The organism is Xenorhabdus doucetiae, from assembly GCF_000968195.1.
Classification (GTDB): domain Bacteria; phylum Pseudomonadota; class Gammaproteobacteria; order Enterobacterales; family Enterobacteriaceae; genus Xenorhabdus; species Xenorhabdus doucetiae.
In genome coordinates this window covers 2,151,017-2,174,997 of record NZ_FO704550.1, presented here as the reverse complement: position 1 = coordinate 2,174,997, position 23,981 = coordinate 2,151,017, and the positions used below count along the sequence as shown (strand labels likewise).

Sequence of the window (23,981 nt, the reverse complement as noted above, 5' to 3'; positions counted from 1 at the left end):
ACCGTAATGATTTGTCATAATTTATGATAATAAAAGCCAACTTTCTAATCCAGAATGAAATATATAGATGATATATAAATTTTAAAATTGCGATATCATCCGATGATGATTTAGATTTGGCTTGCATTATTAGAAGTGACTTTACAAGCAATAAAATTAACTTTCAAATTTTAAGGCAATTACAGGAGAATGTTTATGTTTAAGAAATTATTGACGGTTGGGGCGTTGGCGACAGCATTAATTGGTGGGATTGGGACTGCATCGGCATCAAAATATTGTAATCCTCAGGACCCAGCACCTATGGGTGGCGGTAAATATTATAGATTTGTTTCTAATCCTTCTAATAATTTTGCCAATGTATTTACGGAGAATACCAAATTTGGAAAGATAACATGGCATTTTAAAGAGCGTCTTGGATCTTGTGAATTTCATACCGGACGTACCGCTTTTCAAGCTTACTATGAAGGTAGAATAAGCGGATAATCTGATCAATTTTTTTGTGATAACGTTATTCACTGAACTAATAATATTTTTTCTCTAAAACTAAAATAGCTTCGTATTATAAACGAAGCTATTTTAGCATTTCGAGATTCTAGATTATTTGAATTCTTTCTAATTACAACCCCCGAAGAATCGCCTCTACACTCTCTTTGGCATCACCAAATAACATCTGTGTATTTTCTTTAAAGAATAATGGATTTTGCACTCCGGCATATCCGGTATTCATCGAGCGCTTAAACACAATCACATTCTGTGCGTGCCAAACTTCCAGTACCGGCATTCCGGCAATGGGACTGGCAGGATCTTCCTGCGCGGCGGGGTTAACAGTGTCATTGGCACCAATCACTAAAACTGTATCGGTTTCAGAGAAATCATCATTAATCTCATCCATTTCCAAAACAATATCATAAGGCACTTTAGCTTCAGCCAGTAACACATTCATATGGCCCGGCAACCGACCCGCAACGGGATGAATACCAAAGCGAACATTGATGCCCTTTTCACGCAGTTTCGCTGTGATGTCATGCACCGGATATTGCGCTTGAGCCACGGCCATACCGTAGCCCGGAGTAATAATCACCGAAGTGGAATTTCTCAACAGTTCAGCGACTTCTTCCGCCGTTGTTTCACGATACTCTCCCAATTCCTGTGCATCCCCTGCCGCCATACCATCGGTGCCGAAACCGCCGGCAATCACGCTAATAAAGGAGCGGTTCATCGCCTTGCACATAATATAAGACAGGATGGCCCCCGAAGAACCGACTAAAGCACCGGTGACAATCAGCAAGTCATTACTTAGCATAAAACCCGCCGCCGCCGCCGCCCAACCGGAATAGGAGTTCAGCATGGAAATAACGACCGGCATATCCGCCCCGCCAATGGAGGCCACTAAATGCCAACCAAAAGCCAGTGCGATAATGGTCATCACCAGTAAAGTGAAAACTTGCAAGCCAACACTTTCTGTTCTGATAAAGGTGAACATCAGGATCAGGGAGACGATCAATGCGGCCAGATTCAGTTTGTGCCGGTGTGGTAACATCAATGGCTTGGACGAGATTTTTCCCCGCAATTTACCAAATGCTACAATCGAACCGGTAAAGGTGACGGCACCAATAAATACCCCAAGAAAGACTTCGGTCAGATGAATATTTTCCATAATGGGGGTGGCAAAAATATCGTGGGTGGCGAAACTGTTAAACCCAACCAGCACCGCCGCCAGACCGACAAAACTGTGCAGGATAGCCACCAATTCCGGCATCTCAGTCATTTCCACTTTTTTGGCGAGACGAATGCCAATCGCTGCACCGATGACCATGGCTAAAATAATCCAGCCAATATTACCCGTATCAGGCCCTAAGATCGTGGCAACCAAGGCAATGGCCATACCCAAAATGCCAAAAATATTACCGCGTTTAGCGCTTTCGTGGCGGGAAAGCCCGGCAAGACTGAAAATAAACAAAATGGCGGCAACAATATAAGCTGCTGTAACTACTCCGTTCGACATAAGTTATCCCCTTATCCTTTACGAAACATTTTCAGCATACGTTGAGTGACAGTAAAGCCACCAAAAATATTGATGCTGGCAATTAATACGGCAATGAATGAGAAGAAACTGACCCATCCCCCTTCACCCATTTGCAGAACAGCCCCAACGACAATGATGCCGGAAATCGCGTTAGTAACGGACATTAATGGGGTGTGCAATGAATGGCTGACATTCCAGACAACGTAATAACCGACCACACAGGACAAGGCGAAAACGGTAAAATGCGATAAAAACTCTTTCGGCGCAACATCTGCCAGCCAGCCATACAGAATGATGGCGAGTGCGAGCAATCCATACTTCAGCCACGGAGATTTGGGCTTTTCTGCCGGTTTCTCCTCTTTTTTGGCTGCGGCGGGTTTGGCCGTTGCTGGTTGGGCTGAAACTTGGATGGGAGGCGCTGGCCAGGTGATTTCGCCCTCTTTAATCACAGTGACACCACGTATCACCACATCATCAAAATCAATGGCAATTTCTCCATTTTTTTCTTTACACAGTAGTTTCAGTAAGTTAACCAGATTGGTGCCGTAGAGTTGTGATGATTGAGTTGGCAACCGGCTGGGCAAATCCGTATAGCCGATAATTTTTACCCCATTGGCTGTCACAATAAGTTTATCGGCTTGGGTATATGCACAGTTGCCGCCCGTTTGGGCGGCCAAATCGACAATCACACTGCCGGGCTTCATGGCGTCAACCATCTCCTTTGTGATAAGCCGTGGTGCCGGTTTCCCCGGAATCAATGCCGTTGTCACGATAATATCGACTTCTTTGGCTTGTGCAGCAAACAACGCCATTTCGGCTTCGATAAAGGCTTCTGACATCACTTTTGCATAACCGTCACCGCTGCCGGCCTCTTCCTTGAAATTCAATTCCAGAAATTCAGCTCCCATGCTTTGCACTTGTTCCTTAACTTCTGGACGCGTATCAAAAGCGCGAACAATTGCACCGAGGCTACCGGCCGCACCAATTGCCGCCAATCCCGCCACACCCGCGCCAATAATCATGACTTTCGCTGGTGGTATTTTGCCTGCTGCGGTAATTTGCCCCGTGAAAAAACGGCCAAATTCATGAGCGGATTCAACAATGGCGCGATAACCGGCAATATTTGCCATTGAGCTGAGGGCATCTAAAGATTGTGCGCGGGAAATTCGAGGCACGGCATCCATCGCCAGAACGGTGACCTTGCGTTCTGCCAGCTTTGCCATTAATTCTGGATTTTGCGCCGGCCAGATAAAACTGATCAGCGTCGCACCTTGTTTCATCAAGGCAATTTCATCATCGTCAGGGGCATTGACCTTTAAAATGATATCGGATTGCCAAACTGGGTGGATTTCTGCTATATCCGCCCCCGCTTTTTGATAAGCGACATCATCAAAACTGGCCAGTTTACCTGCTCCCGTCTCAACGGTGACGTTAAATCCCAATTTACGCAATTGCTCCACGGTGGAGGGTGTGGCAGCAACGCGCGCTTCATTGGAAAATTGCTCTTTTGGTACACCAATACGCATAATGTTTCCTTCTTTAAGAATGAAATATTGCTGATTATGACCTTGTTGAAGCCTATTTAACGATTAGTTTGACTTTATTGCTGCTATCAGCGAAATCTATCAAAAGAATACCAAATAGTAACTCAATGAAAATAATCTCAACGAATTATCATCATAAAGGCAGAAAAAGCAAAATGACCTTTTAATGTAAACCATTCTTTAATTCATATAACTTACTATATTTATTAAAATTCTTGGTGTCATATACTAAAAATGGCTTATCGTTTCTTAGAAGACATAATTTATTGCGACAATTAGCATTATTACATGTAATAATTGCGCCCTATGTGATACATAACAATGTTCAGCCCGTTATAAATATTTTAATGCGCAAGGCGAAAGGATTTTTTATGAAGCTGAAGACAACGATCATCGCTACCGCGGTGCTCTCACTAACCACGATGACTGCTGCTCATGCGGCTAAAGAGTTAACGCCAGAACAAGCCGCAGAGATTAAACCTTTTGAGCGGATCTCGGTGACTGGTCGTTTTAATGCCATTTATGAAGCTGCTGACGCAGTTTCCCGTCAGGCCGATAAAAAAGGCGCTGACAGTTTTTATATCCAGAGTCTCGATGACCTCAATGGACGTGGTAACTTACGTGTTGTTGCCGATTTGTACCATAAAGATGCGGAAAAAGCAGATAAAACACCTAATTATCGCATCTACCGCGGTATCAAAGAGTTACCTAAAATTGAAGCCACCACTTTAGAACCTTTCGATACGGTAACCGTGAATGGCTATTTCCCTACTGATCCTGACCTGAAAGAAGCTATCGCTAAAGAGGCTAAAAAGAAAAATGCAGCCTCCTTCTTTATTGTGCGTGATATTGCACCTAATAATGGTGGCAACCAAATAGTCACCGCCTATGTTTATAAAGAGGATGCGCCAAAACGTAAAGTTCAGTCTAGTGAGGCTGTAATCCCAGCCGATTCTGAAGCAGGACGCAAGGCGCTGGCACAAGGTGGGGAAGAAGCCAAGAAAGTTGAAATCCCAGGTGTGGCTTCTTCAACTTCAACCAGTAATGTGATTGGCAACTTTTTTGAAACCCAGTCAGCAAAAGGTGGGCGTTACACTGTCACTCTACCTGATGGCACAAAAATTCAAGAGTTGAATAAAGCATCCGCCGCTCTGATGGCTCCGTTCGATTCCATCACCTTCTCTGGTTATTACACTACCGCACCTGAGGTTTCTTATCAGGTTGCTAAACGCGCAGCAGAAAAAGGCGCAAAATACTACCATATCACGAGAGAATGGCAGTCTAATGGTGGCAACGTTACCATCAGTGCAGATTTATTCAAATAATGATATATTCAAATAAAATAGTTCAGTAATTCGTAAAAAAAGGCACAAATGTTTTTTGTGCCTTTTCTATCTTCTTTTTCTGAGGGTTTTATTATTTATCTATATCAATAACTTCCTGCGAGTTAACAATTCATCAACATCATATTTTGGTATGATCTTCAGATGACCCCGTTTAGCCTCCCTTTTCATTGACATTATTTACATAATTGTTCGTAATTTGTTTCACTAGTGTAAAATTTATAATCAATATTATCAAACCTGTTTATCTTATGAACATTACTATGTTTATTAAGGAGATAATACGTATTAGAAAAATTATCTGTAATTCATTTTCTTACTCCTCCACACAATTTTATGCATAAAATTTATATTTTTTTGCATAGTCAACCATTGCATACCCTCCTTTCACTCCGTAGAATCGCCCTGTTTTTAGATTTATCTGCTAAATCCGTACTGCAATCCATCGCATGGATGCAATAAATGTCCAATATGTGTTCGATATTCAGGACAAGTGTTCTGGCTAATCGTGTCGATTATATTATTTTTGGGAACGTATCTTTGGAAAAAAAATTAGGCCTTACGTCTCTGACTGCACTGGTTTTCAGTTCTATGGTCGGTGCCGGCGTATTCAGTTTGCCGCAAAACATGGCGCAGGCAGGCAGTCCTGCAGCATTAATGATTGGTTGGGGAATAACAGGCGTAGGTATTCTCTTTTTAGCCACTTCCTTGCTTTTACTTTCACGACTTCGCCCTGATTTGGATAGCGGTATTTTTACTTACGCAAGAGAAGGTTTTGGCGAGTTAGTTGGATTTTGTTCTGCATGGGGATATTGGTTCTGTGCCATTATTGCCAATGTTTCTTATTTAGTTATCGTCTTTGCCGCGTTAAGTTTTTTCACTGATTCCGAACACTCAATTATCTTTGGTGATGGCAATACCTGGCAATCATTGATAGGTGAATCTATTTTACTCTGGTTTGTTCACTGGCTGGTATTGCGCGGTGTACAAACGGCTGCGGGAGTCAACTTGCTGGCAACAATGGCAAAATTATTGCCATTGGGCATGTTTATCATTTTAGCTGTTATCGCTTTTAAGATGGATATCTTTTCCTTTGACTTTAGTGGCATTGAAATGGGCGTTCCCGTCTGGCAGCAAGTTAAAGATACGATGCTCATTACACTGTGGGTTTTCATTGGTGTTGAAGGTGCGGTTGTGGTTTCTGCGCGAGCCAGAAAACGCCAGGATATTGGTATTGCAACGGTGCTGGCTGTTATTTCAGCATTAGGGGTATATGTACTGGTTACCCTGCTTTCATTGGGCTTGGTTACCAGACCTGAATTAGCCGCTATGCGTAATCCCTCTATGGCAACGTTGATGGTTGGGTTAATGGGTTCCGCAGGAGAAATTGTAATTATTGCTGGTTTGATCATCTCTGTTTGCGGCGCTTACCTGAGCTGGACAATCATGGCAGCAGAAGTCCCCTTTATCGCGTCATTACACGGTTCATTTCCTAAGGTATTCAAAAAACAAAACAGCAAGAAAGCACCTGAGTCATCACTTTGGATCACAAATGGCGCGGTTCAACTCTCTTTGATTGTTATTTGGTTAAGTGGCAGTAACTACAATACATTACTTTCTATTGCTTCTGAAATGATCCTTGTGCCCTACTTTCTTGTCGGTGCATTTTTAGTGAAGGTCGCTTTCCAACGCAGTAGCCGCGCTCTACTCTTTATTGCCTTAAGCGCTTGCACTTATGGATTATGGTTACTTTATGCTTCGGGATTAATGCATCTCTTGCTTTCGGTAGTGTTATACGCACCTGGATTGCTGGTTTTCTTGTATGCGCGTAGGCAAGATCAGGAAAGAGTGCCATTAACTTTAGTAGAAAAATCGGCCATTGTGATTTTGTTTTTGATGGTATTACCTTCCACATGGCAGTTAATGCACTAGCAGTCGTTTCGGAGCATGATAATCCTTACTGTTTAATATACTTTTAAGTGAATAAAATAAGAGGAGAGCTTAGTTTCCCCTCTTATTTTTTTATTTAAATTTTAACCATTGATATTATTTTTTGAGTTATTTGGTTTTTTTACTGAGCTTTTTTGTGTTTGGGAGTTGATTTTTGCTTTGTTGTTTTTTATTTGTAGGAATAAGTATGTTGTAACTAAATAAGAAGAAAAAGAACGTTTAGCGATCAACTCATAAGTATTAATTCTGCTTTTGTCTCGATATATTTTTCAAACATATAGGACCTGTTCTTTAAACAGGCACTTATCGATAAGATATTATTAATAATAAGTTAACTTTAAGTAGATAAAACCTATCATTATTTAGCTTAAGGCTAGATATAGAATCTTACATAATTGCAATATTAGACATAAAAATTAAATGAAATATATTTATTACAATTAATCAATCTTTGAGCAAAGAATCAACAAGAAAAGATAACGTTAAAATATCTATGTGTTTTTCAACATGTTTATTTTTACAGGATATCCTAAATTAATAATTAATCTTATAAAACAGAATAAAAGTTCATTGGAGTTCAGAAAAAAATCTATGTTATGAATAACAATTCTATTAAATTTTCCTTAATAGCTCAAAACTCCGAATTATGAGATTAGTCAAGTTATTATTTTGATCTTTGTTAAAGACTCGCTACTATATTCTTACCTTATCGTTGATAAGGAAATATGAACTGTTGTGTCTTTGTTATTTTTCAGACGCAATCCTAAATCATTCACTGCTGTAGTTATATACAGCATTAAACATTAACACTAACTCGATAATCTGTTTCTCTGTCGAATCAGTTCGTCAGAGATGGGATATTTTAGAAAATGAAAACCAAGTTAATTATTTCATCCTTATTTATTTCATCTGTACTCATGTCCACTGCGCACGCTGCCGATGGACAAGTCAAATTTACGGGAAAGATCACGGCGACGGCGTGTAAAGTCGATTCAAATTCCGCTAATCAAACCGTCAATATGGGTACTATCAGCTCAAGTTCATTTAACGGAGCGAATAGCACCTCTGCCGCGACTCGTTTTAGTATTAATCTGACTGATTGCCCAACAGAGTACAACCAGGCTCAGGTTAAATTTGATGGTCAAACAGACAAAACCAATAGCCGGTTTTTAGCGTTAACCAATAGTAAAGGAAATGCAGCTCAAGGTGTTGCGCTCGCTCTTTATGAAGATGACAGTAGCACAGCGATTAATATCGCAGAAAACTCACAATCGCAAAAATTGGTAGCAGGTCAGAAAGTTAATACTCTGGATTTCATCGCCAAATATATCGCGACATCTAACAAGGTTGTGCCAGGTTCAGGTGATGCGGTCGCTAACTTTACTATCACCTATAATTAATACTTATAACTAATGGAAATGATGGCAAGGAAGCCAAGACAATATAATTCAGGACAATATGACTTGGGTTTAAATAGTATTGTTTGGAGCAACCACCTTGAAATATTTTCGCATTTTGACTTTTATTTTAGTCTACATTTTCAGTACCAGTCTCTCTTTTGCCGGTGTTGTTATTGGCGGCACACGTGTCATCTATATCAGCGATCAAAAAGAAGCCTCTATTTCTATTAACAATCCAGAAACGGATATTTCTTACCTGATCCAATCATGGGTCGAAGGTGAGGATGGAAAAACCAAAGCACCTTTTATTATCACTCCCCCACTTTTTAAATTAAAAGCCGGGGATGAGAATATTTTACGTATTGTTAACACCGGAAATGCTTTACCTGAAAACAATTTACCTGAAGACAAAGAATCTTTGTTCTGGCTCAATATTAAGTCTATTCCGGCAACAGCCAAATCAGCACAGAACCAATTACAGATCACGGTAAAATCCCGGTTTAAGTTGTTCTATCGCCCTGCCAGTCTGATTGACAATGCTGGCATTGCTTATAAGGCACTGAAATTTAAGGCTGATGGACACAAACTGATTGTAGAAAATCCAACGCCTTACTATGTCTCTTTTTCTACATTAACCGTTGGCAATAATCTAAAAAGTCATGAAATTAAACCCGCAGGAATGATTGTGCCTTTTGGCCAAATAAGTTGGGATGTTCCTATCAAAAACATCAATCAGGTAACTTGGAAAACCATTAATGATTTTGGTGGTGTAACACCAGAGGAAAAATGTCAGTTGTAATTAAATTTTATTGTAATAAGAAATAATACAACCTATATACCCAACAGATTTCAAGATACAACCTGAAAGATAGAGGGTATATCAAAATTAGAAAATTATTATGAATCATTATCTTCAAAAAAATCTTTCTGATAATTGGGCGTTATTTTTCAAACCAAGCTGGCGTTGCCTATATAGTCAGGCATCTCTTTATGTGTTGTTAAGCATTCCCTTTTGGGCGTATAACCATAAAGCTCACGCTGAAGAGTATTTCAACATTAATGCGTTGGAAACTTATTCAGGTTTTGAAGATATTGATTTGTCGATCTTTACTCAAGATGATCAACAACCTCCCGGCCGTTATTGGGTAGATATTTATCTGAATCGGGAAAAAGCAGATACCGGTAATATCGATTTTGTTATCGTCAATAATAAACTATCACCCAAACTTAAAATATCTCAACTCAAGGAGATGGGTGTCAATATTGAGGCATTTCCTACATTACTTGATTTACCGCAAGAAACAGAAATTTCTGATCTCGGTCAACATATTCCATCTGCATCAACATTGTTTGATTTCAAACAACAGCGGTTGGATATTAGCGTTCCCCAAGCCGCGTTGAACAATCAGGCAAGAGATTATGTGCCTCCTCATTTGTGGGATCAGGGATTAACCTCTCTGTTGGTCAATTATAGCTACAGTGGTTCCATGAGTTGGCAGGATAATCAACCCGGATCAACAAACAACCATTTTCTCAGTCTCAGAACCGGTGCCAATTGGCAAGCATGGCGTTTGCGGAACTATTCTACTTACAGCAGCCAGAATAAAAAATGGCAAAATATCAATACGTATCTTCAGCGAGATATTCATGCACTGAAAAGTCAGCTTATATTTGGAGACAATTATACCTCATCTCTTATCTTTGATGGTTTTCAGTTTCGTGGGATTCAGTTGTCTTCTGATGACAATATGTTGCCCGATAGTTTAAAAGGGTTTGCGCCAACCATTAGAGGAATTGCCCAAAGTAATGCTCAAGTCACCATTAAACAAAATGGTTACATTATTTATGAATCTTACGTTCCTCCGGGGCCTTTTATTATCAATGATCTCTATCCAACAACGTCGACAGGAAATATCGAAGTCATTGTCAAAGAAGCCGATGGAAGTGAACACCGTTCTGTGCAAACTTTTTCTACTATGCCCGTGATGTTACGAGAAAATAGCCTGCGGCATTCGCTGACGTTGGGAAAATACCGCTCTAACTCTCCGCGGGGAAAAGATCCCTATTTCATGCAGGGTACGATGATTTATGGTATTTCCAATCGTGTGACTGCTTATGGCGGAACGACGATTGCAAAAGATTATCAATCCATCGCGTTAGGTACAGGCTACAGTCTGGTTGACTGGGGCTCCCTTTCTTTTGATGTCACTTACGCCAAAACCCATTTAATACCGAATTCCAGTCAGTATGGTCAATCTTATCGCTTCCAATATGCCAAAGATCTGTCCCAGACAGGCACCAGCCTGACTCTCGCCGGTTATCGTTACTCGACACAAAATTTTTACGATTTTAAAGAGGCGAATGAGTTAGGTACTGGAACCGATGGAAAAACCTACAACAGCACCAATAAACGCAGTAAATTACAGCTACATATTAATCAGTCCCTTGGTGATTGGGGCGCTATCTATTTATCGGCTTTCCAACAGGATTATTGGCAGCAAAAAGGTTATGAAAGAAATATCAGTGCGGGTTATAACACGAGCTACAATGCCATTAATTATAGTCTGAATTACTCCCATAGCGCTTTCCCTGGTTCAGATCGCAATGAACAAATTATCTCATTTGGCGTTCAAATTCCCCTTGATCGTTGGCTGAAAAATAGCTGGGTAAGCTATAACATCACTGACAGTAAAAACGGTGATACCTCGCACCAAATCAGTCTAAATGGTACAGCTCTTGAAGATAACAATTTGATTTATAACATTCAGCAAAGTTATACCAGCCGCAATCAAGATGTTGGCGGAAACATCGGCGCAGAATACAAGGGAGCATATGGCCAAGTCAACGCAGGTTACAATTACGACAAACACGCCAGACAACTGACTTATGGTTTATCCGGCGGGATCGTCGCCCATCCTTATGGCATCACCCTTTCCCAATCTTTAGGGGATACACCGGTATTAGTACGTGCTAATGGTGCGTCAGACGTCAAAGTAAAAAACCAGACTGGCATCAAGACTGACTGGCAAGGCCATGCCATTGTGCCTTATGCCAGTAGCTACCGAAAAAACCGTATTGCGCTGGATACGTATTCAATGGGTAACAATGTTGATATTGATATCAATACGCAAACTATCATTCCAACGCAAGGTTCACTGACGCTGGCCAATTTCCAGACCCGTATTGGCTATCGCGCCTTACTGATACTTTCCCATCAAGGTAAAGCCGTTCCATTCGGTGCAACCGCAGCTTTAGAGCCCAAGAATGAAACTGATGAAATCAACAGCACTATTGTCGGTAATGATGGTCAGGTTTATCTCAGTGGTGTTCCCCAGTCAGGCCGGATATGGGTGAAATGGGGTCATAAAGAGGTGCAAGAATGTCATGTTAATTATCAGCTTCCGGAGAAAACACCAGAATCCGGTTTATACATTCTGAACACATCCTGTGAATAACAATATGGAATATTCATTTGATATTTCTACATATTATGGAAATCATTTATGGCTAGCAGCTTAAAATTATTCTTAAAATTATTCTTAAGACCATTAATGGCAGGTTTGTTTATCGCCGGCATGATGAGCAGTTTTGCCAGTCAGGCACACAGTAACTGCAACTATACTAAAACGCTCAACAAAATGACCCCCGTCTCTTTTGGAACTATCGTTATTTCCAGAGATCACCCTATCGGAACCACCATCGGGGAAGTTCGTCTCGACCAAGTGATTGAGCAAGGCGATATCGCTGTTTGTCATCAGCCGATACCGGCTTCGTGGGATGAACCTGGTTTTGTAAGAGCAAACTACAATAATGACGCCATTTATGAATCCGGTGTGCCTGGCGTGGGAATACGTATTAATACCTGGGGGCCGGGTTATGGTATTGACTGGTTGCCCAGAATAGTGGAACGTCCTGCCACCTGTAATTCAACAAAATATTCTTATCAAAATGGACTACTTTATTGTGGCAGCACGTGGGGTTATTTAACCGTGCAATTAATCAAAATTGCGCCGACTACAGGTTCAGGAGACACACATAGACAAGTATTAACCAGAGCCAAAATAGGCCATAAAGCGATTAATACTTTTTATTTGGAAAATACTCACATTATTACTCAAGGATGTTCTCTTAAACAAAACACGACCTTTGTTAATATGGGGGATATCAGAAAAAGTGAATTTCGGGGGATTTATAGTACTGCCGGAGACAAAAGTTTCGAGCTAGGATTAGATTGTGATGCAAATCTTAATGTCCAAGTCTTGTTGGATGGGCGTCCTGCCAAAAACAATGCCAACAATATTTGGGCGTTGGATTATAACAGTGACAACGTCACGGCAACCGGTGTCGGTTTACAGATCTTGTATCGAAACCGCCCCGTATCAATGCGCGCACCATTTGTATCCGGTTCAACCCAGTCAGGAGGATCTATTCAAATTCCACTGAGTGCCCGCTATATCCAGACTGATACGCGAATTACTCCCGGTAAAGCAGATGCAACGGCGACAGTTACATTAACTTATCAATAAAAGCGCCCTTTTCTGTATCCTCCATAGCAATGTTGTTGTGGAGGTTGTTTGGCTAGCTGGATTTTTTGAGTTGGTACTTAAAAAGTATGTTGTAACTATAATTAACAGAAAAGTGAGACACCTCTTCTAATCCAAAAACAAATTGATGGGCCGTAGTAAAGCGACTACAGCCCATCAATTGCAAGATCACAACGCGATATTTTCCATCGCCTGCAAAATACGCTTATCTGAGATGGGATATGCAGTCCCCAATTGCTGGGCAAACAGGCTAATTCGAAGCTCTTCAATCATCCAACGTACTTCTTTTACTTCCGGCAATTGTTTCTGTTGAACAGACAATTTTGCCAACCATTGTTGCCATTGGCGCTGGATATTTTCAATCCGGCTCATATGTGCCCTATCTTTGTTAGGATCCACCGCCAATTTTTCCAATCGACGCTCAATGCCATTTAAATAGCGCAAAACATCTGCCAGACGTTTCCAGCCATGAGAAGTCACGAATCCATTAAAGACCAGACCGGTGATTTGTTCTTTAATATCCGATAACGCCAGTGCCAAGGCGATATCTACCCGCCCTTTCAGACGCTTGTTGAGATTAAAGACTGCGGTCAGGATCTGTTCCACCTGTTTGGCAATATCCACCACCGCATCATTCAAATCAGCACGCACTTTATCCTGTAAGCCGGAGAATGCTTGTTCATTCCACACTAAACCGCCGTTTTCTGCGATTAGCCTGTCCACGCCACAGGAGATACAGTCATCAATCAAGTCCAATACTTTCCCATAGGGATTGAAATACAGACCCAGTTTGGATTTGTTGGGTAACTTCTCATGCAAGTATTTAATTGGTGATGGAATATTCAGCAATAATAGCCGGCGTGTGCCTTCCCACATGGCATTTTGCTGTTCAAATTCGGTTTCGAACAGTTTAATGCCGATACTGTCCTTTTCATCAACTAATGCCGGAAACGCCTTAACAGAATAACCTCCCCGTTTTTGTTCGTAGCATTCGGGCAATGCACCAAAACTCCAGATATGCAATCCACTTTGCTCTATGCCGTCATCGGCAACGGCTGAAAGCGTTTCCTGAACTTTTCCTTTCAATTTCAGTCGCAATGCTGACAAATCTTTGCTTTCAGCCAACGGTTTATTTTTCTCACCAAGCACACGGAATGTCATTTTCAGGTGATCAGGCACTTGTTCCAACTGCCAGTCTTCACGTGACACTGTCACTCCCGTCATCCGGCGCAGCTCTTTTTCAAGGCTGTCCAGTAACGACGCCTGAGGTTGTGTTACCCGCTCCAGAAAGGCCTGCGCATAGTTAGGTGCCGGGACAAAATTACGGCGGATGGGTTTGGGCAGTGATTTAATCAGCGCAATCACCAATTCATGGCGAATACCCGGAATTTGCCAGTCAAATCCTTCATCCCTGACCTGATTTAATACGGGCAAAGGAATATGCACCGTCACGCCATCCGCATCGGTTCCCGGTTCAAATTGATAACTCAAGCGGAATTTTAAATTATCTTGATACCAGTAATTAGGGTAATCCAACGCACTGACTTTGTTGGCATCTCCCTTGATCAACATGTTCTTTTCAAAGTTGAGCAATTCCGGCTGATCTTGACCGGCTACTTTCCACCAGCGGTCAAAATGACGCGCTGAAACAACGTCCTTGCCAATTCGCTGATCATAGAAACTGAACAAGATTTCATCATCAACCAGAATATCCCGCCGACGGGATTTGTGTTCCAGCTCTTCCACTTCTTCACGCAATTTCAAATTAGCACGGAAAAAGGAATGACGGGTTTGCCAATCACCTTCAACCAGTGCATGGCGAATAAAGAGTTCGCGGCACAACATGGGATCGATTTGGCTGTAGTTGACCAGACGCCCGGCCACAACCGGCAAGCCATACAAAGTCACTTTTTCTGTTGCCATCACCGCGCCCTGAGATTTCTGCCAGTGCGGTTCACTATAGTGCTTTTTGATTAAATGGGCAGCCAGCGGTTCGATCCATTCAGGCTCTATACGCGCGGCAATGCGCCCCCACAAGCGGCTGGTTTCCACTAATTCAGCCACCATCCCCCATTTAGGCGGCTTTTTAAATAATCCGGAACCGGGGAAAACCGAAAAACGGGCATTACGCGCGCCGGTATATTCCTGTTTATCCGTGTCTTTCTGACCAATATGGGATAACAGCCCGGTCAGCAAGGCAGTATGGATACTGCGATAATCCGCTTCCTGACTGTTGATCGGCAAACCAATCTCTTTCACCACTTGCCGTAACTGAGTATAAATATCTTGCCATTCCCTGACGCGAAGATAGTTCAGATAATCTTGCCGGCAAAGTTTGCGGAATTGAGAACTGGAAAGCGCTTGCTGCTGTTCCAGCAAAAAATCCCACAGTTTCAGGAAGGCGATGAAATCTGAATCCTTGTCCGCAAAACGGCGGTGTTTTTCATCAGAAGCCTGCTGTTTTTCCAACGGCCTTTCCCGTGGATCTTGAATCGACAAAGCGGAAGCAATCACCATCACTTCGCGAACACAACCCCGAGCTTTGGCTTCCAGTACCATGCGCGCCAGACGGGGGTCGATAGGCAACTGAGCCAACTGCCGTCCCATTGGCGTTAATCGGTAAGTTCCCTCTGACCATGATTCGGGATCAATCGCACCTAACTCTTCTAACAGACGAACACCGTCTTGGATATTGCGTTTATCCGGCGCTTCAACAAAGGGGAATGCGCTGACATCGCCCAAACCAATCGACGTCATCTGCAAAATAACGGAAGCCAGATTGGTACGCAGAATTTCAGGATCAGTGAATTCCGGGCGTGATAAAAAATCCTCTTCTGAATAGAGACGAATACAAATCCCGTCCGAAACACGGCCACAGCGCCCTTTTCGCTGATTAGCCGATGCCTGTGATATCGGCTCTATCGGCAAACGCTGGACTTTGGTTCGATAGCTATAGCGGCTAATACGGGCAAAACCGGTATCGATCACGTATTTGATACCCGGCACAGTCAATGATGTTTCTGCCACGTTGGTTGCCAGAATAATGCGACGGCCAACATGAGGCAGGAATATCCGGTTCTGTTCGCTGTTAGACAGCCGGGCAAAAAGCGGCAAAATTTCAGTATGGGGGAAATTTTGTTTATTGAGTGCATCCGCGGTATCACGGATCTCGCGTTCGCCGCTCATAAAAACCAGTATGTCACCGGCACTTTCACGCCCCAATTCATCCACGGCGTCAATAATGGCCTCAAGCTGATCCCGATCACTGTTATTATCATCGCCAACCACCGGGCGATAACGCACTTCTACCGGATAAGTACGCCCGGAGACTTCAATAATCGGCGCCTGATTGAAATGACGGGAGAAGCGTTCAGGATCAATGGTTGCAGAGGTAATGATGACTTTCAGGTCAGGGCGTTTAGGCAGTAATTGACGCAGATAACCGAGGATAAAATCGATATTCAGGCTGCGTTCATGAGCTTCATCGATAATTAACGTATCATATTGTAATAACAACCGATCTTGCTGCAATTCTGCCAACAAAATACCGTCAGTCATCAATTTAACTAAGGTATTGTCACTGACCTGATCATTAAAACGGACTTTGTAACCGACGGTTGATCCCAGCGGCGTTTCCAATTCATCCGCAATGCGATTAGCCACAGAACGCGCTGCCAAACGACGGGGCTGGGTATGGCCAATCAGCCCTTTAACGCCTCTTCCCAACTCAAGGCAGATTTTGGGGATTTGGGTGGTTTTACCCGAACCGGTTTCCCCGGCAATAATGACAACTTGATGATCCCGAATAGCCTGATAGATATCGTCTTTCTTCTGGCTGACCGGCAGGTTTTCAGGATAGTGAATCGCAGGACATGCAGCCTGACGATGGATGACTTTCTGTTTTGCCGTCGCGATATCCGCAGCAATGGATTGTGCTACAGCCTGCAAGGAGACTTGATTCTTAATTTTCGCTGCTCCATGCAGGCGTTTTTTTAAACGGAACTGATCGCGCAGCGGTGTGTGATCAAGTTCAGCGAATAATTCAGCAAATGGTGCTGTCAAAGGTGATTCCACGTGATAAATCCTTGTGACGTTCTTAACTGACTAGCGCTGTTTTTTTGCAGGCTCAGGGGATTGTTTTTTATAACTTAACGGTTAGAAGTGTAACATATCTTGTGTGACTCTCTATATATTCTCCACTTCGTCGATTGCTCAAGAGATACGACCTACCCGTGATAATACTCTCCCTGTATTGATTCAATGAATTTGAACGAATATCTCAAAATATTGTGCTATTGACTGAATAACTCTCTGTATAAGATGTGATGCACAAACAATATTATCAATGAAGTTATTAGTCTCTTATATCCCATTAACTTCAAGTTGCAACCGTAAGATAGCAGCGTATTATCTCCCAGCGGCGCGGGGAGATAATAAAAGCATCTTGAATACCGATAACTGAGGAAATAAAAAATGAATAAAGTACTGGTTCTGAAATCCAGCATCCTGGCACAATATTCCCAAAGCAATAAACTGGCCGACTATTTTATGGAAACGTGGTTGGCTGACCATGCAGAAAGCAACATGACTATCCGTGATCTGGCTGAAAACCCGGTTCCAGTACTTGATGGCGAGTTAGTCAGTGCCTTGCGTCCAAGCGATAGCGAGTTGACAGAGCGCCAAAAAACCGTTTTGGCCCTGTCGGATGAGTTGGTTAGAGAGTTAAAAACACATGATGTTATTGTCATCACTGCGCCAATGTATAACTTCACTATCCCGACTCAGCTAAAAACCTATTTTGATCTGATTGCCCGTGCGGGTGTCACTTTCCAGTACACTGAAAAAGGCTCGGAAGGGTTGCTGAAAGGTAAACGCGCGGTGATTTTGACCAGCCGTGGCGGCATCTACAAAAACAGTCCAGCCGATGTGATGACTCCCTATTTACGCACTTTCCTTGGATTTATCGGGATTACCGATGTGGAATTTGTCTTTGCTGAAGGTTTGGCGCTGGGGGCAGAAACTGCTAACCAAACCCACCAAGATGCTCGTAACACGATAAATGCTGTCGTCGCGAAAATAGGGCAAAAGCAACCCGAAAAAATCGTGGCTTAATCTCGTTCCCAAGATGGCGCGCCAACCAGCGCGCTTATTTCTGCACCCAATGTCCATTAATGCCAAGGACATATTCTCCCGACGCTGCACGGCGTACCAATTTTTCGCCGGTTATTTTGGCAACTTGCTCTGTCGTCATGTTATTTTGAGCCGCAATCTCAGCATATTTCTTTTGCCGCTCGTCGTTAACTCTTTTAACCACGGATTGAGCATCTTGGGTATTTTTGACCAATGCCAGATAACCACTAAATGTCTCTCCCACCAGCCCTTGTTGTTTGGCCTCACTCAGCGTCATGCCCACGGCAAAGGGACTGAATAACAGGCTCAACAGCAGTATCACGCCGACTTTTTTCATATTCTCATCCTTAGAATAAATTCGAGTTGTTTTTGAGCATATCTTCGATTTGCCGGTCGACTTTAATATGAATTTCATGCTCAATTTTCACGTTCATGTTAATGTTGATGGGTTTATCCGGTGTCGCCATTTCCAGCCTGATACAGCCCGCCAAGGCTATATTAAGTAAGGCCACGTTGACCCACATCACCCCTGTTCTAACCGTTGGCAACTTGAAGCCAATATTCTTTATCATTTATCACTCCTGCCCATTACAGATATATTTTTCTGTAACCATTCTTCCAGATTACTGCCAAAACGCAGGCTGCGCCATAACTGAAAAACGTTCTCCTCATGATGATAGTTGAGCCTGACTTCACGTTTTCTGTCTACCACGGGATTCACCCCGCTAATCTCTGAATGCAATGTTAAGATCCCCAAATTATCGAGCGTCACATAGGCTTTTGAACGGCTGATTTCTAAATAACGCAGCCAATCCATGGCCATACCTGCTGATAAGTCATTTTTCCCGATAGAATCAACGGTATCTTTATCCAATCTCAATGTCAGATAATCGTCATTGGCTACCCATCCCCGTTGAATAATCCAACGATCATCATTTAATAATACGGGTAATTCACCGCTAATTTTGCCTGACATCGCCATTTGTTTAACTTTTAACACACCAAACAATTTGCTTAAATTGAGTTTGTTAAACCGTAATACCGCCGCTTCTTTTTGTGGGATCTGTAATTGGTCCATTTCCAATTTACCATCCAGTATATCCACATTCACATTGGTCAATTTTAGTGGCTGTTTATCCGTTGCCGGATAGTAGCCCAACAGATCGGCGGTCACATTTTGCATCTCAAACAGTCCCTTAATGGCTTTGATCCGCAACTGAACGGGAGATCCCAACCCTAATTGCCAGGTGTGCTCCTGCAAACGCCAGGGCAACACAAAATCTAAGCCATTAACTTCGCCGTTTTTCAGCCACATCCCCGCGTTTTTGACTACCCAATGACCGCCTGCACGTAATCCCTGCCCCTTGGCAGCAGAAAAAGCCGCTTGGGCATAAATATTGCCGCCCAGCACGGTAATACCCAATTCTGGCGGAATCAAAGATTGAAACGCTAATAAAGACTGTCTCGGCCAACGGGCTTCTCCCCGCAATCGCTCGCCATCCCAGCGGCCATAAAAAGGAATTGGGCCAATGCCATCGGAGTACAATTTTCCATTCAACATAAAGTTATCAGGCGATTCCCCTGTAAGCGTGGCTTTAAAATCAAAGGCTGGCAGAAAACCGCCGGAACGAAATTCTGTTTTCTGGGCAGATAACTGTAAATCGCCCGTTAAATGGGGACGATCTGCCGCACGTTGCCACGTTAACGGCTTAGTCAGTTTTAAGCGTGGTGCCTGCATCTTAACAAGGTCATATTGGATCGAATCAAAACCGGTATCTAATGTCTCTACCGTTATTTGTGAGTGATCCCAACGTCCCCTGCCCGCGATATCCCATTTGGCTTGTAACGGCGGTAATTGCCCCTTCCCCCAATAACGCCAATGCCAATTTCCCTGATCGGGGATAAAATCTTTTGCGAAGCCATCCAGATGTAACTTAAATTGACCCCAATAATTGTCTTGTGCCGTTAAAATGGCTTGCAGGTGCCCCGTAAAGCCCTCACGGGTCAGATAAGTGCCCGCCAAAGGTAAGCGGGCTTCTTTGACAGTCAATGTTTCACTGATCTTTCCCCAAACCCGAAACAATGCCCCTGAACGAAAAATAATTTTGGGGTCAATCAATGGCCCGGTAATAACCGCAGGTAATGACATGCTCATTACCATTCGCCCGCTGTTCATTTGCCCGGTTAACTGAAATGGAATATGGGCATTGGTGATATTAATGGGTGTTGGCTCCACGGAAAGCACAACATTGCCTTTACCCTGTTTATTTTGCGTGATCAAATTCGCCCGCCCACTGACAGACATACCGGACAACCCTTTTTTCCACTGTTCAAGCGTAATATTCACCCTGCCGGATAACGTTTGATTGTTTTCTACCCATTGCCAATGGCCATTCACTATCCGGAACTGCGATTCATCGAATAACCAGGGTAATTCTGCCAACATTTGCTGGTTTTTTTGTTCAATAACGGTGAGTTGTCCCTGTTGCCCCTGCCATTTTAATGCCAGTTGTAATGGGTCGGGATATTGGTTCAAAGATAAATGCGCGGTAATCTGGCCTTGTTCTGGTAACGTTGCCGTATTCAAGGGTAAGGCGATATTTCCATTCAGGGAAATCACCTGCTCAGGTAACTGCATAAAAAAATGCTGAACAATGAGATGTTGTTTATCGGTAATATGCGCATCGAGTTTTAATTTTTCGCCTTGATAAGACAACATTTTCCCCTGAGGTGATGAACTGAATTGAAGTTTGCCGGCAAACGCTTGCCAGGGCATAAGAGCCAAACGATCAACCGTAATATCCATTGCAGGGATCGCGGATAATATCGCTTGAACAGATAACGGGGCTGATTGTTTTTCCTCTGGAGGTAATTGCGCCAAGCATTGGCTCTGACTGTCAATATTGGCAGCATGAATATTCCAGTTGCGGCCTTCACTCTTTTCCCCGGATAAATACGCCACAGAGATCCCGGAGACTTTTATCAACTCACACGCTTTTGCCTTTAATGACAATTCATCTAACCATAATGCGCTGTTTGTCCATCGAGGTTGGCTCAAAGACAGAGTGATTCCCTGTGGCAACCAATAACTGGCAATCAATGGCAACCAACGTGGAAGTGTATACCATCCCGCCAACACTAATAACGCCAGCAGTATCACCATCACTGCAAACACCTTGAGTACTTTTGCCATTAATTCCCTATCTCTTCTTTTCAACCTGAGAACGACTTCCTGTTATGATAATCTCATATCAGGCTCTAAGCCGATTTATTATAGAAGCTATCACTATGAATAGCTTACAGGCGATTTATTCGAGTATAGCGAAAGATAGAGTTACTGTATGGTGGAGATGTTGTGATGAAGTTGGTTGTTTACAGTACAAAGCAGTATGACCGCAAGCATTTTGAAATGCTCAACCAAAAACTTGGCTTTGGCTATCATATCGAGTTTTTTGATTTTCCCTTGAGCCCACAGACGGCCAAAAATGCCATTGGTGCGGATGCAGTCTGTATTTTCGTCAATGATGATGGCGGGCGGGAAGTGCTGCAAGAATTAGCAGAAATGAACATCAGAATTCTGGCATTACGTTGTGCCGGATTCAACAATATCGATCTGGATGCAGCGAAGGAATTAGGCATTCAAGTTGTTCGAGTACCGGCTTATTCTCCTGAATCGGTTGCCGAACACACGGTTGGCTTAATGTTATGTCTTAACCGACGCATTCACCGCGCCTACCAACGCACCCGCGATGCTAATTTCTCCCTTGAAGGATTAACCGGTTTCAATATGTACAAACGTACCGCAGGCATTATCGGAACGGGAAAAATCGGCGTTGCGACTTTGCGAATTTTAAAAGGCTTCGGGATGCGTTTACTTGCGTATGATCCCTACCCCAATCCTGACGCGGTAAATATGGGTGTGGAATACGTGGATTTAGAGACGCTATACGCTGAATCTGATGTGATCTCCCTGCATTGCCCAATGACACCAGAAAACCACCATTTATTGGATGAAACCGCATTCAACAAAATGAAAGATGGTGTGATGATCATTAATACCAGCCGGGGCGCGCTGATTGATTCCGCCGCTGCCATTAACGCACTGAAACAACAGAAAATTGGTGCGCTTGGCATGGATGTTTATGAAAATGAAAGGGATTTATTCTTTGAAGATAAATCAAATGACGTTATCCAAGATGATATCTTCCGCCGTTTATCTTCTTGTCATAATGTGCTGTTTACGGGTCATCAAGCATTCTTAACCGAAGAAGCCTTAACCAGCATCAGTGAAACAACCTTACAAAATATTCAGCAAGTCATTTCCGGAAAGCCTTGTCCGAATATGGTTGAATAACGATCAAAAATCACCAATAACCGCCCGACATTACCCAGTATTGGCTGGGTAATGTCGGGCTTTACTTAAATAATAAACCTCGCCAAAGCGAGGCTTAGAACTCATTTTTCTTATCTGCTTATGACAATAGGATGCCAATGGTTAATGTTACAGTAATCCAAACCCCTACAAACGTTACATAGCTCATCAATCTGTTTTTCATTTTGCTTTCCCTCATTATCAAACAAACATCCATAGCTGCACGGTAGTGGCCTTGATTGTCTGATATAGAAACAGACAAACAGTATTTTATATATATTGGGTATGCAGCATAAATTCCATACTAATATTTATTACAATAGGTATTAAATTAGTTAGGTTGTTGTAACAATAAGACAATGCTTAGGTAATAAAATTGACCAGAATAAAAAGGCTAAGCAATACAGGGTTAATGCGTTTTCCCAATCACTCGCCTGAGCCGGATTCAGTTCGCGGTTTTTCGGGATATAGTGATGCACTCCAGTTACTGTAAGTACAAACGAATATTGCCGGATCTCTGTCTGAAAATGGTATAGCCATAGATTTGATTTTTTCCGCCAACTGAATGGATTCCATCGTTGAATGACCAATATAAGTGCCACTAGGCAGACGATGCCATTTCCCATTAGGAAAACGGATAGATTGGCTGAATTGATTCGCCGTCATCCTTTTATGTAATTTTTCATAACCCTCAGGACCCGTGCCAGAAAGCTCCACACGAATCAAATAACTTGCCATTTTTCTTTCCTTGTTTTGACGATTGAACAAACAAGTTATCAGATTTTCTTTACTGTTAAAAGTCAGAAAAATGGGAGAAAAACCCGCCGGAGCGGGTTATTAAGGATAGGGTTTAATTACAGCCCAAGTACTCTAACAATCGCAATTCTGGATACATTGTTATTTAACCCTACAGCATGACTGAGCGCGTCGGTATTAAGCAGCTCTAAAAAGCCAGCCGCAGTGATTGCGCTCACATCAATATCCAGAGCAATCTGAGAGCTAACGATAACGGTATTGTTATTATCAAGGCCGTTATAAGTAATAATATATTTACTCATACATTGACTCCTTCATTTTGTTTTGTACCCACGACAACACTACATTGCGTATTTTTCTTTTGCCATTCCATTAATTAGCTGTTGGTTATACGGTTTGTTTAACGCCATCCGTGACGTGGGATTGCGGCTGCCACTCTAATCTCCCCGCGATGCGGGGAAATAATTACTTAGGCCTGTTAAGGATATGATCTTCCCAATCCACCACATCCGCTTCACGCACCGCGATATACCGGATAGAAATCCGCGCCGCGTGCATTGCCGATTTTGAACCGCTGACTAATGGGTGCCACGGAAAAAGCCGTTTTCCCTCGCCAATCAGACGATAGGCGCAGGTCTTCGGCAACCATTCAAATGTATTCATATTTTCGCGAGTCAATTTGATACAGTCAGGCTCGTATCTGAAACGATCTTCATAATTCTTGCACTGGCAGGTTTTAATATTCAGTTGATTGCAGGCAACATTGGTGAAATAAATTTCATCCGTATCCTCATCCATCAACTTATGCAGGCAGCATTGGCCGCAGCCATCACATAATGCTTCCCACTCTTGATCGGTCATTTGTTCTAAGGTTTTCACCTGCCAGAAAGGTTGAGACATAATTTCTGTCATTCCT

At 42.7% G+C, this 23,981-nt stretch carries 18 protein-coding genes; 9 read left to right on the top strand and 9 right to left on the bottom strand.

Annotated features, from left to right (window positions below):
* Window positions 1-195: 195 nt before the first annotated feature.
* Window positions 196-483 (top strand): hypothetical protein, encoded by a 288-nt coding sequence (locus XDD1_RS09750; protein ID WP_045970746.1) that lies wholly within the window; start codon window positions 196-198, stop codon window positions 481-483.
* A 133-nt stretch (window positions 484-616) separates the two neighbouring features.
* Here XDD1_RS09750 and pntB read toward each other — a convergent pair whose 3' ends face one another.
* Both pntB and pntA read right to left on the bottom strand, forming a co-directional pair.
* Window positions 617-2,005, bottom strand: coding sequence for a Re/Si-specific NAD(P)(+) transhydrogenase subunit beta (gene pntB / locus XDD1_RS09745; protein WP_045970744.1), 1,389 nt, complete (start codon window positions 2,003-2,005; stop codon window positions 617-619).
* Window positions 2,006-2,016: 11 nt separating this feature from the next.
* Window positions 2,017-3,552 carry a Re/Si-specific NAD(P)(+) transhydrogenase subunit alpha gene (gene pntA / locus XDD1_RS09740; protein WP_045970743.1) on the bottom strand — a complete coding sequence of 512 codons (1,536 nt, stop codon included), beginning with the start codon at window positions 3,550-3,552 and terminating at the stop codon, window positions 2,017-2,019.
* A gap of 389 nt (window positions 3,553-3,941) precedes the next feature.
* On the opposite strand from pntA, the gene ydgH reads away from it, so the two are divergent.
* The 6 genes from ydgH (at window position 3,942) to XDD1_RS09710 (ending at window position 12,789) form a co-directional block, all read left to right on the top strand.
* Window positions 3,942-4,895, top strand: a complete 954-nt coding sequence (ydgH, locus tag XDD1_RS09735; RefSeq protein WP_045970740.1) for a DUF1471 family protein YdgH — start codon at window positions 3,942-3,944, stop codon at window positions 4,893-4,895.
* Between the two features lie 558 nt (window positions 4,896-5,453).
* Window positions 5,454-6,845: a basic amino acid/polyamine antiporter gene (locus XDD1_RS09730; protein ID WP_045973448.1), complete on the top strand. Its 1,392-nt coding sequence runs from the start codon at window positions 5,454-5,456 to the stop codon at window positions 6,843-6,845.
* Window positions 6,846-7,732: 887 nt separating this feature from the next.
* The gene (locus tag XDD1_RS09725; RefSeq protein WP_045970738.1) at window positions 7,733-8,263 is read left to right on the top strand and encodes a fimbrial protein; all 531 of its coding nucleotides are present in this window, start codon (window positions 7,733-7,735) and stop codon (window positions 8,261-8,263) included.
* Window positions 8,264-8,360: 97 nt separating this feature from the next.
* Complete coding sequence (locus XDD1_RS09720; RefSeq protein WP_045970736.1) at window positions 8,361-9,062, top strand: fimbrial biogenesis chaperone; 702 nt, start codon at window positions 8,361-8,363, stop codon at window positions 9,060-9,062.
* Between the two features lie 100 nt (window positions 9,063-9,162).
* Window positions 9,163-11,718, top strand: coding sequence for a fimbria/pilus outer membrane usher protein (locus tag XDD1_RS09715; protein WP_045970734.1), 2,556 nt, complete (start codon window positions 9,163-9,165; stop codon window positions 11,716-11,718).
* Window positions 11,719-11,766: 48 nt separating this feature from the next.
* The gene (locus XDD1_RS09710; protein WP_045970732.1) at window positions 11,767-12,789 is read left to right on the top strand and encodes a fimbrial protein; all 1,023 of its coding nucleotides are present in this window, start codon (window positions 11,767-11,769) and stop codon (window positions 12,787-12,789) included.
* 186 nt (window positions 12,790-12,975) lie between these two features.
* On the opposite strand, the gene hrpA is transcribed toward XDD1_RS09710, so the two are convergent.
* Window positions 12,976-16,881 carry an ATP-dependent RNA helicase HrpA gene (gene hrpA, locus XDD1_RS09705; protein WP_045970730.1) on the bottom strand — a complete coding sequence of 1,302 codons (3,906 nt, stop codon included), beginning with the start codon at window positions 16,879-16,881 and terminating at the stop codon, window positions 12,976-12,978.
* Between the two features lie 399 nt (window positions 16,882-17,280).
* Here hrpA and XDD1_RS09700 point away from each other — a divergent pair, with 399 nt between their 5' ends.
* Window positions 17,281-17,919: an FMN-dependent NADH-azoreductase gene (locus tag XDD1_RS09700; RefSeq protein WP_045970728.1), complete on the top strand. Its 639-nt coding sequence runs from the start codon at window positions 17,281-17,283 to the stop codon at window positions 17,917-17,919.
* A gap of 34 nt (window positions 17,920-17,953) precedes the next feature.
* On the opposite strand, the gene XDD1_RS09695 is transcribed toward XDD1_RS09700, so the two are convergent.
* The 3 genes from XDD1_RS09695 to XDD1_RS09685 are packed head-to-tail and all read right to left on the bottom strand — an operon-like array spanning window position 17,954 to window position 21,130.
* Window positions 17,954-18,274, bottom strand: coding sequence for a YdbL family protein (locus XDD1_RS09695; protein WP_045970727.1), 321 nt, complete (start codon window positions 18,272-18,274; stop codon window positions 17,954-17,956).
* Window positions 18,275-18,284: 10 nt separating this feature from the next.
* Window positions 18,285-18,461: a YnbE family lipoprotein gene (locus XDD1_RS09690; RefSeq protein ID WP_197541025.1), complete on the bottom strand. Its 177-nt coding sequence runs from the start codon at window positions 18,459-18,461 to the stop codon at window positions 18,285-18,287.
* Between the two features lie 44 nt (window positions 18,462-18,505).
* Window positions 18,506-21,130: a YdbH family protein gene (locus XDD1_RS09685; protein WP_045970723.1), complete on the bottom strand. Its 2,625-nt coding sequence runs from the start codon at window positions 21,128-21,130 to the stop codon at window positions 18,506-18,508.
* 165 nt (window positions 21,131-21,295) lie between these two features.
* Between XDD1_RS09685 and XDD1_RS09680 the strand changes: the two genes are divergently transcribed.
* Entirely contained in the window at window positions 21,296-22,291 is a 996-nt protein-coding gene (locus XDD1_RS09680; protein ID WP_045970721.1) for a 2-hydroxyacid dehydrogenase, read from the top strand.
* A gap of 444 nt (window positions 22,292-22,735) precedes the next feature.
* On the opposite strand, the gene XDD1_RS09675 is transcribed toward XDD1_RS09680, so the two are convergent.
* The 3 genes from XDD1_RS09675 to XDD1_RS09665 form a co-directional block, all read right to left on the bottom strand.
* Window positions 22,736-23,047 carry a type V toxin-antitoxin system endoribonuclease antitoxin GhoS gene (locus XDD1_RS09675; protein ID WP_045970720.1) on the bottom strand — a complete coding sequence of 104 codons (312 nt, stop codon included), beginning with the start codon at window positions 23,045-23,047 and terminating at the stop codon, window positions 22,736-22,738.
* 116 nt (window positions 23,048-23,163) lie between these two features.
* Entirely contained in the window at window positions 23,164-23,367 is a 204-nt protein-coding gene (locus tag XDD1_RS09670) for a hypothetical protein (protein WP_045970718.1), read from the bottom strand.
* Window positions 23,368-23,530: 163 nt separating this feature from the next.
* The gene (locus XDD1_RS09665; protein ID WP_211353868.1) at window positions 23,531-23,968 is read right to left on the bottom strand and encodes a YcgN family cysteine cluster protein; all 438 of its coding nucleotides are present in this window, start codon (window positions 23,966-23,968) and stop codon (window positions 23,531-23,533) included.
* Window positions 23,969-23,981: the final 13 nt, after the last annotated feature.

Bases quoted from the DNA above. Each gene is read 5' to 3' on its own strand.
- XDD1_RS09750 (WP_045970746.1), top strand. From the start codon at position 196: ATGTTTAAGAAATTATTGACGGTTGGGGCGTTGGCGACAGCATTAATT.
- pntB (WP_045970744.1), bottom strand. From the start codon at position 2,005: ATGTCGAACGGAGTAGTTACAGCAGCTTATATTGTTGCCGCCATTTTG.
- pntA (WP_045970743.1), bottom strand. From the start codon at position 3,552: ATGCGTATTGGTGTACCAAAAGAGCAATTTTCCAATGAAGCGCGCGTT.
- ydgH (WP_045970740.1), top strand. From the start codon at position 3,942: ATGAAGCTGAAGACAACGATCATCGCTACCGCGGTGCTCTCACTAACC.
- XDD1_RS09725 (WP_045970738.1), top strand. From the start codon at position 7,733: ATGAAAACCAAGTTAATTATTTCATCCTTATTTATTTCATCTGTACTC.
- XDD1_RS09715 (WP_045970734.1), top strand. From the start codon at position 9,163: ATGAATCATTATCTTCAAAAAAATCTTTCTGATAATTGGGCGTTATTT.
- XDD1_RS09710 (WP_045970732.1), top strand. From the start codon at position 11,767: ATGGCTAGCAGCTTAAAATTATTCTTAAAATTATTCTTAAGACCATTA.
- XDD1_RS09700 (WP_045970728.1), top strand. From the start codon at position 17,281: ATGAATAAAGTACTGGTTCTGAAATCCAGCATCCTGGCACAATATTCC.
- XDD1_RS09695 (WP_045970727.1), bottom strand. From the start codon at position 18,274: ATGAAAAAAGTCGGCGTGATACTGCTGTTGAGCCTGTTATTCAGTCCC.
- XDD1_RS09690 (WP_197541025.1), bottom strand. From the start codon at position 18,461: ATGTGGGTCAACGTGGCCTTACTTAATATAGCCTTGGCGGGCTGTATC.
- XDD1_RS09685 (WP_045970723.1), bottom strand. From the start codon at position 21,130: ATGGCAAAAGTACTCAAGGTGTTTGCAGTGATGGTGATACTGCTGGCG.
- XDD1_RS09680 (WP_045970721.1), top strand. From the start codon at position 21,296: ATGAAGTTGGTTGTTTACAGTACAAAGCAGTATGACCGCAAGCATTTT.
- XDD1_RS09675 (WP_045970720.1), bottom strand. From the start codon at position 23,047: ATGGCAAGTTATTTGATTCGTGTGGAGCTTTCTGGCACGGGTCCTGAG.
- XDD1_RS09670 (WP_045970718.1), bottom strand. From the start codon at position 23,367: ATGAGTAAATATATTATTACTTATAACGGCCTTGATAATAACAATACC.